Annotated in this window: 19 protein-coding genes, 3 tRNA genes and 1 riboswitch; of the genes, 3 read left to right on the top strand and 19 right to left on the bottom strand. The window is 67.3% G+C overall.

The genetic code is table 11. From position 1 onward, the window contains the following. Positions 1-19: 19 nt before the first annotated feature. The 5 genes from trpC to hisI form a co-directional block, all read right to left on the bottom strand. Positions 20-841: an indole-3-glycerol phosphate synthase TrpC gene (gene trpC / locus KTR40_RS08120; RefSeq protein WP_228405814.1), complete on the bottom strand. Its 822-nt coding sequence runs from the start codon at positions 839-841 to the stop codon at positions 20-22. Then, positions 841-1,128, bottom strand: a complete 288-nt coding sequence (locus KTR40_RS08115; RefSeq protein WP_050055433.1) for an HGxxPAAW family protein — start codon at positions 1,126-1,128, stop codon at positions 841-843. The genes trpC and KTR40_RS08115 overlap by 1 nt, the downstream gene beginning before the upstream one ends. Positions 1,129-1,232: 104 nt before the next feature. Beyond that, positions 1,233-1,868: a Trp biosynthesis-associated membrane protein gene (locus KTR40_RS08110; protein ID WP_228405813.1), complete on the bottom strand. Its 636-nt coding sequence runs from the start codon at positions 1,866-1,868 to the stop codon at positions 1,233-1,235. Further along, a complete protein-coding gene (locus tag KTR40_RS08105) occupies positions 1,865-3,427 on the bottom strand; it encodes an anthranilate synthase component I (protein WP_228405812.1) in 1,563 nt (520 codons plus the stop codon). The genes KTR40_RS08110 and KTR40_RS08105 overlap by 4 nt, the downstream gene beginning before the upstream one ends. Before the next feature lie 148 nt (positions 3,428-3,575). Beyond that, positions 3,576-4,019 carry a phosphoribosyl-AMP cyclohydrolase gene (gene hisI / locus KTR40_RS08100; RefSeq protein WP_228405811.1) on the bottom strand — a complete coding sequence of 148 codons (444 nt, stop codon included), beginning with the start codon at positions 4,017-4,019 and terminating at the stop codon, positions 3,576-3,578. A 112-nt stretch (positions 4,020-4,131) separates the two neighbouring features. Between hisI and KTR40_RS08095 the strand changes: the two genes are divergently transcribed. Then, on the top strand, positions 4,132-4,776 hold the full coding sequence (locus KTR40_RS08095) for a TIGR03085 family metal-binding protein (RefSeq protein ID WP_139028951.1): 645 nt from the start codon (positions 4,132-4,134) through the stop codon (positions 4,774-4,776). A gap of 80 nt (positions 4,777-4,856) precedes the next feature. Here KTR40_RS08095 and hisF read toward each other — a convergent pair whose 3' ends face one another. The 14 genes from hisF to KTR40_RS08025 form a co-directional block, all read right to left on the bottom strand. Beyond that, positions 4,857-5,633 (bottom strand): imidazole glycerol phosphate synthase subunit HisF, encoded by a 777-nt coding sequence (gene hisF / locus KTR40_RS08090; protein WP_139028950.1) that lies wholly within the window; start codon positions 5,631-5,633, stop codon positions 4,857-4,859. Between the two features lie 16 nt (positions 5,634-5,649). Continuing rightward, a complete protein-coding gene (gene hisG, locus KTR40_RS08085) occupies positions 5,650-6,510 on the bottom strand; it encodes an ATP phosphoribosyltransferase (protein ID WP_139028949.1) in 861 nt (286 codons plus the stop codon). A 91-nt stretch (positions 6,511-6,601) separates the two neighbouring features. After that, positions 6,602-6,865 carry a phosphoribosyl-ATP diphosphatase gene (locus KTR40_RS08080; protein ID WP_015936881.1) on the bottom strand — a complete coding sequence of 88 codons (264 nt, stop codon included), beginning with the start codon at positions 6,863-6,865 and terminating at the stop codon, positions 6,602-6,604. A gap of 101 nt (positions 6,866-6,966) precedes the next feature. Further along, positions 6,967-7,455, bottom strand: a complete 489-nt coding sequence (ribH, locus tag KTR40_RS08075; RefSeq protein WP_228405810.1) for a 6,7-dimethyl-8-ribityllumazine synthase — start codon at positions 7,453-7,455, stop codon at positions 6,967-6,969. A 66-nt stretch (positions 7,456-7,521) separates the two neighbouring features. Continuing rightward, positions 7,522-8,316: a GTP cyclohydrolase II gene (ribA, locus tag KTR40_RS08070; protein ID WP_228405809.1), complete on the bottom strand. Its 795-nt coding sequence runs from the start codon at positions 8,314-8,316 to the stop codon at positions 7,522-7,524. Continuing rightward, the gene (gene ribB / locus KTR40_RS08065) at positions 8,313-9,068 is read right to left on the bottom strand and encodes a 3,4-dihydroxy-2-butanone-4-phosphate synthase (protein ID WP_228405808.1); all 756 of its coding nucleotides are present in this window, start codon (positions 9,066-9,068) and stop codon (positions 8,313-8,315) included. The genes ribA and ribB overlap by 4 nt, the downstream gene beginning before the upstream one ends. Further along, entirely contained in the window at positions 9,065-9,709 is a 645-nt protein-coding gene (locus KTR40_RS08060; protein WP_228405807.1) for a riboflavin synthase, read from the bottom strand. The genes ribB and KTR40_RS08060 overlap by 4 nt, the downstream gene beginning before the upstream one ends. Then, a complete protein-coding gene (gene ribD / locus KTR40_RS08055) occupies positions 9,709-10,776 on the bottom strand; it encodes a bifunctional diaminohydroxyphosphoribosylaminopyrimidine deaminase/5-amino-6-(5-phosphoribosylamino)uracil reductase RibD (RefSeq protein WP_228406067.1) in 1,068 nt (355 codons plus the stop codon). The genes KTR40_RS08060 and ribD overlap by 1 nt, the downstream gene beginning before the upstream one ends. A 290-nt stretch (positions 10,777-11,066) precedes the next feature. Then, a riboswitch (FMN riboswitch) is annotated at positions 11,067-11,223 on the bottom strand. A gap of 39 nt (positions 11,224-11,262) precedes the next feature. After that, positions 11,263-11,943, bottom strand: a complete 681-nt coding sequence (gene rpe / locus KTR40_RS08050) for a ribulose-phosphate 3-epimerase (protein ID WP_228406065.1) — start codon at positions 11,941-11,943, stop codon at positions 11,263-11,265. 18 nt (positions 11,944-11,961) lie between these two features. Continuing rightward, positions 11,962-13,557, bottom strand: a complete 1,596-nt coding sequence (locus tag KTR40_RS08045) for an RsmB/NOP family class I SAM-dependent RNA methyltransferase (RefSeq protein ID WP_228405806.1) — start codon at positions 13,555-13,557, stop codon at positions 11,962-11,964. Next, positions 13,554-14,474, bottom strand: coding sequence for a methionyl-tRNA formyltransferase (gene fmt / locus KTR40_RS08040; RefSeq protein WP_228405805.1), 921 nt, complete (start codon positions 14,472-14,474; stop codon positions 13,554-13,556). Before fmt ends, KTR40_RS08045 begins: the two co-directional genes overlap by 4 nt. Continuing rightward, positions 14,471-15,082, bottom strand: a complete 612-nt coding sequence (gene def / locus KTR40_RS08035; RefSeq protein ID WP_139028941.1) for a peptide deformylase — start codon at positions 15,080-15,082, stop codon at positions 14,471-14,473. Before def ends, fmt begins: the two co-directional genes overlap by 4 nt. Positions 15,083-15,145: 63 nt before the next feature. Beyond that, a complete protein-coding gene (locus tag KTR40_RS08030) occupies positions 15,146-16,006 on the bottom strand; it encodes a cytochrome (protein ID WP_139028940.1) in 861 nt (286 codons plus the stop codon). A gap of 102 nt (positions 16,007-16,108) precedes the next feature. After that, positions 16,109-16,180 (bottom strand) — tRNA-Val (locus KTR40_RS08025). A 296-nt stretch (positions 16,181-16,476) separates the two neighbouring features. Between KTR40_RS08025 and KTR40_RS08020 the strand changes: the two genes are divergently transcribed. Both KTR40_RS08020 and KTR40_RS08015 read left to right on the top strand, forming a co-directional pair. Further along, positions 16,477-16,549, top strand: a tRNA-Gly gene (locus tag KTR40_RS08020). A gap of 47 nt (positions 16,550-16,596) precedes the next feature. Next, a tRNA-Cys gene (locus tag KTR40_RS08015) sits at positions 16,597-16,667 on the top strand. Positions 16,668-16,697 lie beyond the last annotated feature (30 nt).

The following is a 16,697-nucleotide window of genomic DNA, read 5'->3' as shown; positions in this document are numbered from 1 at the left end:
GTGCGCAGGTGCTTTCGCCTCAGCCCCGGGCGGCGATGGCGGCGGCGCCGGCGGCCTTGAACTCGGCAATCCGCTCCTGCGGTGTCGAGTGGCTGACCAGCGCTTCGCCCACCAGCACGGCATTGGCGCCGCTGGCAGCGTAGTGGGTGACGTCGTCGGCGTCGCGCACGCCGGACTCGGCAACCACTACTGCGCCGGCCGGAATCTGCCCGGCCAGGGACGCGAATACTGAACGGTCGACGTCGAGCGTCTTTAGGTTCCGCACGTTGACGCCGATGATGCGCGCCTGCGCGGCCACCGCCCGCTCGATTTCCTCATCCGTGTGCGTTTCCACAAGGACGTTCATGCCGAGTTCGTGGCTGAGGGCGCTGAAGTCGGCAAGCTGCGCGTCGGAGAGCGCGGCAACGATGAGCAGGACCAGGTCCGCGCCGTGGGCGCGGGCCTCCCAGATCTGGTACTCGTCCAGCGTGAAGTCTTTCCGCAGGAGCGGAACGTCGACGGCGGCGCGAACCGCGTCGAGGTCCGCCAGGGACCCGTTGAAGCGGCGCTGCTCGGTGAGGACGCTGATGACGGAGGCACCGCCGTCGGCATACTGCCGGGCGAGGGACGCGGGATCGCCGATGGCGGCGAGGTCCCCCTTGGAGGGGCTGCGGCGTTTGATTTCCGCGATGACTTTGAGCTCATCCCGCGACGGGGAGGTTCCACCGAGGGCTGCCCAGGCGTCGCGGGCAGGTGCCGCGGCCTGTGCCAGGTCCTTCAGTTCAGCCAGCGAAACAAGCTGCTTCCGGACCTCCATATCCTCCCTGACACCAGCGTTGATGTCATCGAGAACAGTGGACATCAGTGGCCGGAGTTCTTCAGCTTGCTGCCTTCGACGCCGTAGCCTGCCTTGCGCATGATATAGCCCAGGATCAGGCCCAGCACCATGACGCCGGCGCCGGCGATGAAGATGGGCGTGCTGGCGATCACGAAGGCAATGGAGGCGATGAGGGCGCCCACCAGCATGACGATGACGCAGGTCCAGGCTGCGGGGCTGTTGCCGTGGCCAAGTTCCTGGCTGTGGTCGATGGCGCCAGGAGCCACGGTTCGGGTGCCGGACTTGGAAACGGACGCAGGTGCTTTGCTCATGGAAATCTCCTCAGGGTGAATACTGCTTACATTCTGCCATTTTTTGGCCGGTGCCCGTTTATCCGCCGGCACCCTGCCGGTAGCGGCGGTGCGCCCCTGCCGGCTCAGGTGGGATCGTCGCCGCGGGAAAGCCGGTCCCAGCTGTCGATTTCATCTACCGGACCGGCCCCCGCAGCGCTGCCCGCGGCCGGCACGTCATATTTCGTACGCGCCTTCCAGTGGCGTGCCGCGGGCGGGATGGCCATGGCGGCGAGGGCCAGCAGGCAGCCCGCGACGACGGCGAGGACGGGGAAGGCGGTGACGGTCACCTGCGCCTGGCTTCCGGTGACGCCGGTCGCTTCCGCGATGGCGCCCTGGGCGGCCGCCAGCGGGTTGGCCAAAACTGTTGCAGCGGCGGCAACAATTCCAGCGGAGGCCAGGACGATGATGCCGGTGATGACCCAGCGCGCAATCCTGCCCGCAATGGCCGCTGCCAGGCCGCCGGCAAGGGCAACCAGCGCCAGCGCCGTGACGGCGGTGGCGGCCTTGCTCCCCTGCACCTCAAGCGCGCTCTGCCCGGCTCCGGCCTGGCCCACCTGGTCCGGATCGAGCGTCACGGTCATCCAGGTTTGGGTGGTGGTGCCGAACACCGCCAGCGCCAGGACCGCGATAAGCAGCACCACCGTGGACTTACGTGCCCAGGCCGGCATGCGTTTGCCGGCTGTTCCCGCTGGCGCTGCTGCCGGTCCGCTGCCTGTCATCGGGAGTCCGCCCCGGGAAGCGAGTCCGCCGAGATGTTCTGCAGGGAACCCGCCGTATGGACCGCCCGGAGGGGAGCCGCGGCTTTGTTGACGGTTTCCAGTGCCTCCGTTGGGTTGACCGAGTCCGCCACGATGCCGCCGCCAGCCTGGACGTAGGCGCGCCCGTCCCTGATCAGCGCTGAACGGATGGCAATGGCCATGTCCATGTCACCGGCGAAGTCCAGGTAGCCCACCACGCCGCCGTAGATGCCCCGGCGGTGCGGCTCAAGCTCGTCCAGGAGGCGCAGGGCGCGGGGCTTCGGGGCCCCGGACAGGGTTCCCGCCGGGAAGGTCGCCTTGAGCACATCATAGGCTTTGGCCTTGGGCGAGAGCCGGCCCACCACGGTGGACACCAGGTGCATGATGTGGCTGAAGCGCTCCACCTCCATGAACTGCGTGACGTCCACCGTGCCCGCCACGCAGACCTTGGAAAGATCGTTGCGCGAGAGGTCCACGAGCATCAGGTGTTCGGCGCGTTCCTTCTGGTCCGCCAGCAACTCTTCGGCGAGGGCCTTGTCCGCCTCCACGGTTTTGCCGCGTGGGCGCGAGCCGGCGATGGGGTGCGTGATGACCTCTTCGCCGGTCACGGTGACGAGGGCCTCGGGCGAGGAGCCAACAATCGAATACTCCCGGCCTTCGGCGTCCTCCAGGCTGAAGATGTACATGTACGGGCTGGGGTTGGTGTTCCGCAGGACCCGGTAGACGTCCAGTGCGGACGCCTTGCATTCCATTTCGAAGCGGCGCGAGATGACCACCTGGAACACCTCGCCGTCAACGATGGCTTCCTTGCCGCGGTCCAGGGCCGCCAGGTACTCCGCCTCGTCCCAGCGTTCCTGGACGCTGGAGGCGAAGTCCACGGCCGCCGGAACAAGGACCGAGACGGGCTGCGCCACCGGGGTGCTGACCTTCGCGAGGAGCGCCTTGACCCTGGCCACGGCATCGTGCCAGGCCTCGTCGACGCGTTCGGAGCTGTTGTCGAAGTTGATGGCGTTGGCGATCAGCAGCACTGTGCCGTCGACGTTGTCGTGGACGGCCATGTCGGTCACCAGGTTCAGCGCCATTTCCGGCAACTGCAGGTCATCCTCCGGCGGGCTCACCAGGCGTTCCCAGTGCCGGACCGTCTCCCAGCCCAGGAAGCCCACCAGGCCGGATGTGAAGGGCGGCAGCCCGTCGAACCTGTCTGTCCGGAGGGCCTCGATGGTGTCGCGGACTGCGTCCACGGGACTGCCGTCCACCGGGACACCGGCCGGCGGTTCGCCCAGCCAGTGCGCCTGGCCGTCCTTGGTGGTCAGCGTGGCCCGGGATTTGGCACCGATAAAGGAGTAACGGGACCAGGCTCCGCCCACCGCAGCCGACTCCATCAGGAAGGTGCCAGGCTGCCCCTGCGCCAGCTTGCGGTACAGGCCGATGGGGGTCTCGGCGTCCGCGAGCACCTTGAGCCGGACGGGGATGACGCGGCTGTGGCCGGCCAGTTCCCGGAACTCCTCAAGGCCGGGGCTGATGATTCCAAGGTCCTGCATGGCTATGCTGTTCCGCCTGTTCTGGTAGGGGGCCGGTTCTGGTGGCCCAGGTGCCGGGAGGCCGGTAATGCCGGGGGTGTACTGACAGGTTCTTGCGAGGGGCGGCCCTGGCCCCTCCCGTTCCGCAGCCGGCTGCGGTCAGAAGAATTCAGTGTGCCTGGCCTGTTGCCACGGCCAGGCCGCGGCCGTCGAAGCACGTGCGGGTGCCGGTGTGGCAGGCTGCCCCGACCTGGTCCACGCGCACGAGCAGTGCGTCGCCGTCGCAGTCCATTGCCACCGATTTGACCCATTGCACATGCCCCGAGGTGTCCCCCTTGCGCCAGTACTCCTGGCGGGAGCGCGAGTAGAAGGTGACGCGGCCGGTGGTCATGGTCCGGTGCAGGGCTTCGTCATCCATCCAGCCCAGCATCAGGACCTCGTTGGTGTCGTACTGCTGGACGACGGCGGCCACAAGGCCGGCGCTGTCGCGCTTCAGCGCGGCGGCCAGTTCAGCGGGCAGCGGGCTCGCCGGGGAGGCCGGGGCCTGGCCGGGCGAAGTGGCTGCGGGCGCGGCAATACCGGGGTTCGGGACGGGGGCGGGCTGCTCAGACATCAGGTCAAGTCTAGTGCCTCCGCCTGGCCCCCTATTGTGTGTGAACAACGGCACGCCAGCAGGCGCGGGCGTGCTGCCCAACTCTGCGCGTGTCGTGCTAGTTTCACAAGTGATGCATTTCGTCGAACCGTCCCGAGAAGTCCTTGCCGAGACCCTGCTTGCGGCCGGTCCTGACGCGCCCACGCTCTGCAGGGGCTGGCGTACCAGGGACCTTGCCGCGCACCTTTACCTGCGCGAACGCAAGGCCGCCGTGGGGCTGGGCCTGATCATTAAGCGCCTGGCCAAGGCCTCCGACCAGGCGACTGCCAGGCTCGCAGCCAAACTGACCACGGCCGAGGACTATGCGCGGCTCGTCAACACGTTCCGTGCGGGGCCGCCGGCATTGTCGCCGATGAACATCAAGGCGCTGGACGAAAGCTCCAACCTCATCGAGTACTTCGTCCACACCGAGGATGTCCGGCGGGCGGTTGACCGCTGGGCGCCGCGGGCACTGGACGAGGCCTACTCCGAAGCCCTGTGGGACGAACTCGTCAAGCGCGCCGCCATCCTCTACCGCGGCGTCGACCTGGGCATCGTCCTGGTGCGTCCGTCCGGGCCACGCCACGTGGCCAAACGGGCACCTGTTTCGGTGGCCATCGTGGGCGAGCCGGGCGAACTGCTGATGCACGCCCACGGCCGTACCCGCCACGCCCTGGTGACCTTCGAAGGCCAGCCGGACGCCGTCGCGCTTCTCCAGTCAGCCGAAGTAGGCCTCTAGCCCCCAACTGAGTAGCGCTAAGTGTCGTTATGAGCCCTCAAAACGACACTTAGCGCTACCTAGTTGGGAGGGGACACGCTTCAGCGGACTTCGAAACCCGCGTCCCGGATGGCGTCCTTCACCTGGGACATCATGTCGTCAGGGCCCCAGTGGAAGATGGATGCCGCCAGGACGGCGTCGGCGCCCGCCGCGACCGCCGGCGGAAAGTGCGCCGGCTCCCCCGCTCCGCCTGAGGCGATGATGGGCACCTTGACGGCAGCCCGGACCAGCTTGATGAGTTCGAGGTCGAACCCGTCCTTGGTGCCGTCGGCGTCAATGGAGTTCAGCAGGATCTCCCCCACGCCGCGGTCCGCGGCTTCCCTGGCCCATTCAATGGCATCGATGCCGGTGCCGGTGCGCCCACCGTGCGTAGTCACTTCAAATCCCGACGGCGTCGGCTGGGACCCCGGGCGGGTGCGGCGGGCATCCACGGACAGGACCAGGACCTGGGAACCGAAGTGCCGGGTGATCTCGTCGATGACATCGGGCCGCGCAACCGCGGCAGTGTTGATGGACGCCTTGTCTGCGCCGTAGCGCAGCAGCTTGTCCACCTCGGCAACTCCACGGACGCCACCGCCCACCGTCAGCGGAATGAAGACTTCCTCTGCGGTGCGGCGGACCACGTCGAAGGTGGTTTCCCGGTTGCCGGAGGACGCCGTCACGTCCAGGAACGTCAGTTCATCCGCCCCGGCGTTGTCGTAGCGGTGTGCCAGCTCCACCGGGTCCCCGGCGTCGCGCAGGCCCTCGAAGTTGACGCCTTTGACGACGCGCCCGGCGTCCACGTCGAGGCAGGGAATGACTCGTACAGCTACAGCCATGGGGTTCTCCTGGAAATCAGATGCGGCAGGCGTGGATGCTGCTGACCAGGATGGCGCGCGCACCGAGATCGTACAGCTCGTCCATGATCCGGTTGGTTTCCCGCTTGGGCACCATGGAACGGACGGCTACCCAGTCCGAGTCCCGCAGTGGTGAGACCGTCGGCGATTCCAGGCCTGGCGTGAGTGCGGCGGCCTGCTCCACGAGCTCCTTGCGGATGTCGTAGTCCATGAGCACGTACTGGCGTGCAACCAGCACACCCTGCAGGCGGCGGATGAGGACCTCGATCTCCTTGGCCGTGCCGTTTGCGGCACCGCCGTTGCCGGTCCGGCGGATCAGGACGGCTTCAGACTTGAGGATGGGTTCGCCGAAGATTTCCATCCCGGCGGCCTTGAGGGTGTTGCCGGTTTCCACGACGTCCGCGATGGCGTCCGCGACGCCCAGCCGGACCGAGGATTCCACGGCGCCGTCCAGGCGGACAACCTTGGCCTTGATGCCGCGCTCGGCAAGGTAGCCGCGGAGCAGGCCGTCGTAGCTGGTGGCCAGCCGCTTGCCTTCCAGTTCCTCAACCTTGGCAAAGTCGCCAACGGGGCCGGCAAAACGGAACGTGGAGGCAGCAAAGCCAAGCGGAAGCAGTTCCTCAGCCTCCACCTCCGCGTCCAGCAAGAGGTCGCGTCCGGTGATGCCGACGTCGAGCGTTCCCTGGCCGACGTACACGGCGATGTCGCGGGGACGGAGAAAGAAAAACTCGATGTCATTGTCCGGGTCCACCATCACCAGCTCACGGGAATCGCGGCGCTGGCGGTACCCAGCTTCGGACAGCATGGCGGACGCGGCTTCGGACAGGGAGCCCTTGTTGGGGACGGCTACTCGCAGCATGGGAAATCTTTCTGGATTGTAAAAAGTCTAGGAGTCAGGCAATGCAGGCCACAGCGGGCACCGGCGGCTGGGGCGCGCGCCGGACCGGTGGCTAGAGATGCTTGTAGACGTCTTCCAGGGTGAGGCCTTTGGCGAGCATCAGGACCTGTAGGTGGTACAGCAGCTGGGAGATTTCCTCGGCCGCGGCTTCATCGGATTCATATTCGGCAGCCATCCACACTTCGGCTGCTTCCTCAACGACTTTCTTGCCGATGCCGTGCACACCGGAGTCCAATTCAGCGACGGTGCGGGAGCCTTCCGGGCGGGTGGCTGCCTTCTCGCTGAGCTCAGCGAACAGCGTCTCGAAATTCTTCACGCCCTCCAGCCTACTTGCTGCGGCCCGAAGGGCGCTTCCCGGGCCGTTGCATGACGGGCACGATGTGAGCGAATACACACGCGCCCGCCAGGCGGGGCGCGCTAGCTTCCGTACTGCTTGAGCACGACGGCGGTGGCCAGGGCCGCGGTGACGGCCTCGTGGCCCTTGTCTTCCTTGGAGCCCGGGAGCCCCGCCCGGTCCAGGCCCTGCTGCTCGGTATCGCACGTCAGGACGCCGAAGCCCACCGGGACGCCGGTGCGTACGCTGACGTCGGTGAGGCCCGACGTCGCAGCCTGGCAGACGTACTCAAAGTGCGGGGTGCCGCCGCGGATGACGACGCCGAGGGCAACCACGGCGTCGAAGTGCGGTGCCAGCCGCGCGGCAGCCACGGGAAGCTCGAAGCTGCCTGGGACGCGCAGGACGGTGGGCTCAGCAATCCCGGCGTCCTTCGCGGCCCGGAGTGCGCCGTCCAGGAGTCCGTCCATGATCTGCGTGTGCCAGCTGGCCGCAACGATGGCAAGCCGCAGCTGCGACGTTTCCGCGGGGTTGAGGGTGGTCAGGTCAATGTCGGGGGCGCCGTGTCCGCTCATAAGTCAGTTCTGTTCCGTTCAGTCTTGTGTGGGGTCAGTGTTGTGTGGGGGAAGTCTGGAGGTGGGTCAGTCTTGTTCGTGGTCGAACGAATCAGCGGCGGCGGGAACGGCAGCCACGTGGGTGTCAAGCGTCAGCCGGTGCTCCATGCGGTCCTTCTTGGTCTGCAGGTACCGGATGTTCTGGTCGCGGGAGGGCACCTCCGTGGGGACCATTTCCACCACCTTCACACCCGCCCTCGCCAGCCTGTTCTGCTTGTCCGGGTTGTTGCTCAGGAGCCGGACCTCGTGCAGCCCCATCTCCGCGAGGACCTGGGCAGCGGCCTTGTAGCAGCGGGCATCCACGGGCAGGCCAAGCTGCTCGTTCGCCTCGACGGTGTCGAAACCGGCCTCCTGCAGCGCGTAGGCCTTGATCTTATTGGCGAGGCCGATGCCACGGCCCTCCTGGCCCCGAAGGTACAGCAGCGTGCCGCCCTGCTCGCCGATCATTTCCAGGGCGTAGGCAAGCTGCTCGCCGCAGTCGCACCGGTAGGAACCGAAGACATCCCCCGTGAGGCACTCGGAATGAAGCCGGACCAGGGGCGCCTTCCCGTCCTTGGGCGGGTTGGGCGAGCTGACGGCCAGGTGCTCGTGGCCGGTGACCAGGTCTGTCCAGGCCTGGGCAACGAAGTCGCCGAAAGCCGTGGGCAGCTGCACGATGGGTCCGCCGCTCACGGGATGGTGCACCCGGCCATGGCCCGAATCCGGGTGGTGGCCGTTGCCCGAACCAGGCAAGTGGTGGCCGTTGCCAGAATCAGGTGCATGGTGGCCATTGCCAGAACCAGGCAGGTGGTGGCCGTTGCCCGAAGCTCCGGAAGCCGTCATCGTATCTCCTCTTCTCCGCCCGCGCGTCCTGCCCGGGTATTGCCGTCGGCCGGTGTGCCCGCTGCCTCGAGGTGGGCCACCAGGTCTTCAATCGAGATCAGTGGGCACCCGTGTTCGGCAGCGAAGGCGCGAAGCCCGTCCAGCCGCATCATCTCACCGTCGTCGTAAACAACTTCGGCGATTACGCCCACAGCTTCCAGCCCGGCGAGCCGGCACAGGTCCACGGCCGCTTCAGTGTGGCCGGGGCGCTCCCGCACTCCCCCATTAACGGCCCGCAGCGGGAAAATATGCCCGGGACGGGTCACGGCCTCAGGTCCGGCCTGCGGATCCGCCAGCACCCGGGCTGTCAGGGCCCGGTCGGTGGCGGAAATCCCGGTGCTCACGCCGACGGCCGCATCACAGGACACCGTGTACGCCGTGCCCTTGGCGTCCTCGTTGACCGCCACCATGGGTGGCAGTGCCAGGGCGTCCGCACGGTCCCCGGACAGCGGGACGCAGATGACACCCGAGCTGTAGCGGATGGTCCAGCCCATCAAGGCCGGCGTGGCGTGCTGGGCGGCGAAGATAATGTCGCCCTCGTTCTCCCGGTCCTCGTTGTCCACCACCAGCACAGGCCTGCCGGCGGCCATGGCGCGTACCGCCTCCTCGATGGTGTCCAGTCCAGCGGCAGCCGCTGGCCGGCCGGCGTTGGACGGAGGTGCGACGGCGGATCCGGGCACCGCTGCCTGTTCCACCTTGACTGCGGCGTTCATCGGGCGTCTCCCTCAACAGCGGCGGGCGCCGGCGTGTTGAACGCCAGCAGGCGTTCGGTGTACTTGGCCAGGACGTCCACTTCCAGGTTCACCCGGCTGCCGGTGCCCTTGGCGCCGAGGCCGGTCTCAGCCAGGGTTGTGGGGATAAGCCCCACCTCAAACCAAGGTTCCTGCTCGCGGGCCTCGCTGACTGCGGTCACCGTGAGCGAGACGCCGTCGATGGCAATCGAGCCCTTTTCGGCGATGTAGCGGGCCAGGTTGGCAGGCACGCCGAACCGGAGCCGTTCCCAGTTGCCGAGCGCCTCGCGTTCCAGCAGCATCCCGACGCCGTCCACGTGCCCCTGCACCACATGGCCGTCCAGCCGGCCGCCGGCCGGAACGCAGCGTTCAAGGTTCACTGAGTCGCCCGGAGCAAGTTCACCTATGGTGCTGCGGACCAGGGTTTCCCCCATCACGTCGACGCTGATTTCCTTGCCGTTGATCTCCGTAGCCGTGAGGCAGACCCCGTTTACGGCGATGGAGCCGCCCAGCGCGAGCCCCTCGGTGGTGCCGGGCGCGGACAGCCGCACGGTGGCGCTGGCGTTGCCGTCCCGCTCCACCGACAGCACATGCCCTTGTTCGGCAATAATTCCGGTAAACATCAGTAGCCTCCCTGGGCTGGCTCCGCGCTGCCGCGGGTTGGTTGAGGGTCCAGTGCAACGGTTCGTTGTGGTCTAAGGTGAAGCCGCAGGTCCCGGCCCAGCGCGCGCACGGCACCGCCGTCGGACCCGTCCCAGTCCCAGTGCTGGGCATCGGCGAGGGTGGTGATCCCCAGGTTCCCCAGGGCCGGGGTGCCGGATCCCAGCAGGGTGGGCGCCAGGTACACGATGAGTTCATCCACCAGCCCGGCAGCCAGGAACGCGCTGAGGATGCGCGAGCCTCCCTCCACCATGACGTGGCGGGTTCCTGATCCGTACAGCATGGTGAGTGCCTCACGCGGGTCCCGGGTGCGGAGGTGCGCCACCAGTCCGTCTGTTCCGCGCACTGCGGCGCCGGCGGGAATGTCCCGGAGCCCCATGACGGCGCGCAGTGGCTGGCTCGCTGCCGGCTCTCCCGAGGGGTTCCGGGCGGTGAGCCGCGGATCGTCCACCAGGACAGTCTGCGTGCCCACCAGGATGGCATCGATCCGGCCACGGATGGCGTGGTTGTCGGCCAGGGATTCCGGACTGGAAATCCATTGGCTGGTGCCGTCCTCGGCCGCGATGCGGCTGTCCAGCGTCTGCGCGATGTGGAGGGTGACGAAAGGCCGTTTCGCCGTCACAGCCTCGAACCATTGCCGGTTCAGGTCCAGGGATTCCGCAGCCCCGAGCCCGCTGCGGACACGGACGCCGGCGGCGCGCAGCGTTGCCGCTCCGCCTGCCGCAGGATCATGGGGATCATCCACCGCGTACACCACGTCCGCTATTCCGGCGGCAATGATGGCCTCGGCGCATGGGCCTGTGCGTCCAACGTGGTTGCAGGGCTCCAAGGTGACCACCATAGTGCAGCCTGAGAGATCCAGGCCGGCGGCTGTTGCCTGGCTGATGGCATCCGCCTCTGCATGCGCGGTGCCGGCGCCGCGGTGGAAACCGGTAGCGAGGTGGCGGCCGGCAGGATCAACGACGACGGCACCCACCAGCGGGTTGGCCCCGCGCGGACCCCGCAGGGCTGCTTCGAGGGCAGCCTCCATGGCTCCGGCCTCGGCAGCACTGAAGGCGGTGACTACGCCGTCAGCGTGCTGCAGCTGGTGGCCGGGATGCGGCTCCGGGCTGGTAGCGACTAGAGCTTCCGGGTTTCCCGCCGTCATAAGGGAACCACTGCGGCGGTTGCGCCCTCCGGCGAACGGGCAGGGTGTTTGGCATCTAAGAGCCATCGCTGGGGGTTCATTGCGTGTCGTTCCTTCCCTCTCGAACCGCGATGGCTCCGGGGGTATACGACAGCAGAAGGCTGCAGGGCCGGAATGGCCCCACAGATGCAGCTGTACGTGCTTCTCTCATCCAGACTTTAACTGTCGGTACCGGAATTTCACCGGTTCAACCGTCCGCCGGGATCTCCTGGTCAACCAGGACAACCACCGGCTCGCGGGTCGCGGACTGTCACCGCCGGTTCGGACTTACACCGACCCCGGAGCACGTATGTGTGTTGCTATTGTGCCATAACCGGCACAGGCTCCCGACTATTCCCCCGTCACTGCAGGTAACGTCCTGCCCGCTTCCTGGCGCAGCCGCTCGATGGCGGCGGCGGGGTCGTCGGCGCCGTAGACAGCTGAGCCGGCGACAAAGACGTTGGCCCCTGCTTCTGCTGCCCGGGTGATTGTTTCTTCGGTGATGCCGCCGTCGACCTGGATGGCCACGCCGATTCCGGAGCCGTCGATGGCAGCCCTTGCCCGCCGGATCTTGGGGAGCGTCAGGTCCAGGAAGGCCTGGCCGCCGAAGCCGGGCTCCACTGTCATGATGAGCAGCATGTCCAGCTCGGACAGCATGTCCAGGTAGGGCTCCACGGGAGTGGCTGGACGGATTGCCATTCCGGCCTTCGAGCCCCTGCTGCGAAGTTCGCGTGCCAGCTTCACCGGTGCGATGGAGGCCTCCGCGTGGAAGGTGACGGACGCCAGGCCGGCGTCGGCGAAGCCCGGTGCCCACCTGTCTGCATCGGCGATCATCAGGTGCGCGTCAAGGGGAATGGGGCTCACGGCCTGGATGCGCTGCACTACCGGCAGCCCGATGGTCAGGTTGGGGACGAAGTGGTTGTCCATGACGTCCACGTGCACGGCGTCAGCCGTGCTGATGCGCTGCAGTTCGGCCTCCAGGTTGACGAAGTCGGCGGAGAGGATGCTCGGGTTGATGCAGCATTGCGTCACGGGGGAACCTTTCACGGGTCAGGGCTTTTTGTGGATGAGCGCGAGGAACATGGCGTCTGTGCCGTGGATATGGGGCCAAAGCTGTGCTGTGGAGCCATGCCCGGCGTCCAGCTTTCCGCGGAGGCTGACGGCGTCGAGCACCGCGCCGGCGTCAAGGAGTTCCAGGTCGTCACGCTTGCGCAGGGCATCGGCGACCACGGCCGTCGTCTCCGCGGGATGTGGCGAACACGTCACATAGGCCACCACTCCCCCTGGACGGACAGCTGCCAGGGCGGAGGCCAGGAGCTCGCGCTGCAACGGGCCGAGGTCGGCGAGGTCCTTAGGGGAACGGCGCCAGCGGGATTCCGGCCGGCGCCGCAATGCGCCAAGGCCGCTGCACGGCACGTCCACGAGGACGCGGTCGAAGGATTCAGGTTTTTCCACTCCAACGTCGCGGCCGTCGCCGGTCCTGACCTCCCACGTTGCATGCGGGACAGCGGAGAGCGCCTGGGTTACGAGTTTGGCGCGGTGGGGCGCTGTCTCGTTGGCCAGCAACGTTGCACCCCGTTGTTGCGCCAGGGCGCCGAGCAGTGCTGCTTTTCCGCCGGGGCCGGCGCACAGGTCCAGCCAGGCCTCCGGCTTCCCGCCGCCGCTGCCAGGTTGGCTGATGTCAGCGGCCGCCATGGCGCGGGCCACGAGCTGGGAGCCCACGTCCTGGACGCGCATTGTTCCTTCCCGGACGGAGGAAAAGCGTCCCAGGTCGCCACCGCTGGACAGGGCCGAACCTTCGACCAGTTCGCCCGGGATGGCGCCGTTTTCCAGGGCTTCGTCAAGGGTTCCAAGGCCAGGCAGGGCCACCAGGTTGACCACGGGGGCTGCGTTGTCCGCCTCCAGGAGGTCGTTGATCTCCGCTGCGGAACGGCCGTGTGCCACCAGGGACTGGCGCATGGCGCGGACGATCCACTCCGGGTGGGCAAACCGCAGGGCCGCAATTTTCGTCTCGTCAGTCTCTTCGGCCACGAGCAGGTCCAGCCACTCCTCAAGGGTGTGTGCAGCGACCTTCCGCAGCACAGCGTTGATGAGTGCGGAAGGGCCGGCGCCGATCACGGCCCGGGCCAGGCCAACAGTCTGGTCCAGGGCGGCATGCGCCGGCACCCGCATGGCCAGCAGCTGGTGCACCCCGATACGCAGGGCGTCCAGGACGGCAGGATCGAGCTGGTCCAGCGGCCGGTCCACGCAGCGGGCCAGGATGGCGTCGTAGGTTCCCTGGCCCCGAAGGGCGCCGTACGTGAGTTCGGTGGCGAATCCGGCGTCACGCTTGTCCAGCCCGTGGTGCCGGATCCTGGCGGGCAGCACCAGGTTGGCGTACGCGTCCTCTGCTGCCACGGCACGCAAGACCTCGAAGGCCACCAGCCGGGCGGGATCAGCGCGGCGCGTCCGCTGGGAGGGAGCATTCTCCGTGAAGCTCCGCTGTGGACCGCGGTTGCGTTCACGGCCCTGGGCGTTCCGCCGGCTGTTGTCCCGGGGGCCGCCCTTGCCGCGCCCGCCGCCCTGCCCGGTGTTGCCGCCTGTATTGCCCTGCCCACCGCGCCCGGCGTTGCCGCGCCCGCCTGGATTACCGCCGGACCCGCTCATTCGAACACCACGCTTTCAAGGGAAGCCATGCCGCGTGCCCAGTCAGCAGCGGCCATCATCTTTTTGCCCGCAGGCTGGATGCGGGTCAGTTCCACGGCGTGCGAACCGGTGCCTACCAGCACGCTCTTGCCTTGCACGGAAACGGCCCCCGGCGCCAGCCCGGTGACGTCCGGCCGCAGCCGCACCGGCTCCAGCTTCACGCGCTGTCCGTCCAGCCAAGTCCACGCACCGGGTTCGGGGGTTACCCCCTTGGCCTGCCGGCCAAGGGCCAGGGCGGGGTGGTTCCACTTGAGGTGGCCATCCTCGAGGGTCAGTTTGGGCGCGTGGGAAACCTCGCCCGACTGGGGCTGCGGGACGGCCTTCCCTGCCTCGATGGCGGACAGTGTCTGGGCCAGGAGCACGGCGCCGCTGTGGGACAGCCGTTCAAGGAGCTCGCCGGCAGTGTCTTCCGGCCCCACTGATTCCGTCAGGGTTCCGAAGACCGGCCCCGTGTCCAGCCCTTCCTCCAGCTGGAAGGTCACTGCCCCGGTGACGTCGTCACCGGCCATGATGGCCCGCTGCACCGGGGCTGCACCACGCCAGGCTGGCAGCAGGGAAAAATGCAGGTTGATCCAGCCATGCTTGGGAATGGCCAGGGCAGCGGGCGGAACGAGCCCGCCGTACGCCACAATGGCGGCGGCATCCAGGCCGAGGGCGGAAATCCTGGCGATAGTGTCGGCGCCTATCCGCGCGGCGTGGATGACCTCGATCCCCAGCTCAGCCGCGCGCGCAGCCACCGGCGAGGGCGTCAGTATCCGCTTCCGGCCGACGGGCGCGTCCGGCCGGGTAAGGACGGCAACCACCTCGACGCCGGCTTCCACCAGCGCGTTAAGGGACGGGACGGCGACGGCGGGGGTTCCCGCAAACAGGACCCTCACCCGGCGCCGCCGGCTGCCCCGGCGCCGAAGCTTGAGCCCCGCGGGGAGCCCTGGGCGGGGCCGCCGAAACTGGACCCGACGGTCCTGGCGCGCTTCGTCGTCGTCCGTTCGGTGATGGCGTCATAGTTGGCGTTGCGGATGGACCGCAGCGCGGTTTTCCGGTCCTCACCCTTAAGGCGGTCCGTGTAGAGGATGCCGTCCAGGTGGTCGTTCTCGTGCTGGAAGCAGCGGGCCAGCAGCCCCTCACCCTCGACGGTGACAGGGTTGCCGTGCAGGTCGACGCCGGTGACGCGCGTGGCGCGGAAACGCCGTACGGGAAAGCTGAGGCCCGGGATGGACAGGCAGCCTTCCACATGGTCGGGCTGGTAGTCCTCGCTGTTTTCCAGCACAGGATTGATGATGTGGCCCTCGACGCCGTCGATCCGGTAGGTGAAAACGCGCTGGCTTACGCCTACCTGCGGCGCGGCCAGGCCTGCACCGTCCACGTCCTCCATGGTTTCGGTCATGTCCGCGACCAGCTTGGCCAGCTCGGGCCCGAATTCCGTCACGGGATCGGCGACTGTGCGCAGCACAGGATCGCCAATGATGCGGATATTCAGGATAGCCATGCGCGGTATTTCCTCACGGTTGACGGCAAAGGGGGACCAATCCAGTTTAGGCGCAGCAAACTCCTAGGCCGTTTGCACCTGCGCCAGCGGCGGCGGGGCGATGGGAAGCAGCGCCGTACCGGCGCTGATGGTGTCCGCGGAGAGCTCCCACACGCGCCGCAGGGCGCAGAACTTCCACCAGTGGTGCTTCAGGACGTCCGGGTTGGCGCGGACGGGACGGACCTCCGTCTCGCCGATGGCCACCGCCAGGAGGACAGGGTTTTCTCCGTACTTCCAGGGCTCCCACGTCCCTGCCTCCGGGTCCACAAGGCTTTCTTCGGCCTTCATGCCCGCCACCAGCTGCATCACCACTTTGTCGTCGAGCGGCTTGACCAGGCCGTCCCGCGTGGTGCCCTTGGTCTTGTAATCGATCAGGCAGACGCGGCCGTTGATGCGGGCCACCAGGTCCAGGGTGCCGGCATAGCCCACGGCGTTGTTCCAGACAGTGATTTCCGGGGCGATGGGTTCCACCCGGAACAGTTCCCACCATTCGTCAAAGCGGACGGCAAATGCTTCCTCCCCGTTGGCGGCCAGGGCCTCGCGGGCTTCCTTCATGGCGTGCGGGCGCCCCAACGCACGCAGCGCCACCTGCTCACAGTAGTTGTGCACCCGGTCCCCGCGCTTTGCGGCGTCATCGCGGTAGTTCTCGGCAGCCTTGGCCGCCCGGCTGACGGCCTGGCGGATTTTCGCGGGGCTGCCCAGGCAGTCCGCCAGCAGCGGATCATTGGCCAGGCTGCTGGCCCCCATGTACCCGAACCAGCCATCCAGTCCGTGCGGCTGCTGGCTGATGACCGTGGTGATGGACGGAACCGAGAACTGCTCCGACGTGGAGCGGGCGTACATCCGGCCGTATTCGGTGGCATGGGCGAGAAGGGGAGCTGTCATAAAAAAACTCTTTCACAGGGGGCCGACAAAATCTGCAGGCAGGATCCGCAAACAAAAAGGTCCGTTTCCGCTGCGAACGAGCGGAAACGGACCTCTGTGCGGTGGGCGATACTGGGTTCGAACCAGTGACCTCTTCGGTGTGAACGAAGCGCGCTACCACTGCGCCAATCGCCCTGATGCATTTGAATGCTAGCCCACGTTGGCGTAATTCAAAAATCGCCGGCCCCGGCCCGTCAGGCCCGCCCTGCCGCAGCCCTTCAGACGGGACGGAAAGGACCAAAACGCCCCCGCCCGCCGTCGTGAATTACACCCCTGTAACTCGCCTGCTTCCGCGCCAGCACTGGGAAGCACGGCCACGCGGCGCGGAGGCGGCCGGGGCGATTTGGAGAATCCCCGAACCTCCTATATTGTTTTTACTCGTTGGAACGCGAGGAAATGCCGGGAACGGCAAGGAATCAAGCCTCCAAAATGCGGACGTAGCTCAGCTGGTAGAGCACCACCTTGCCAAGGTGGATGTCGCGAGTTCGAATCTCGTCGTCCGCTCGCAGGACACTGTCACAGCAAAAGTTCTCCGGAACCGACGCTTACACGGTGGGTTGGCCGAGAGGCGAGGCAGCGGCCTGCAAAGCCGTATACACGGGTTCGAATCCCGTACCCACCTCGGTGAAAACCATGGTTTCCGGATACAACC

The sequence above is a fragment of the Pseudarthrobacter sp. L1SW genome, from assembly GCF_020809045.1.
Taxonomy (GTDB): Bacteria; Actinomycetota; Actinomycetes; order Actinomycetales; family Micrococcaceae; genus Arthrobacter.
Note: the sequence above shows the minus strand (reverse complement) of the source record. Positions and strands in the feature narration are given on the sequence as shown.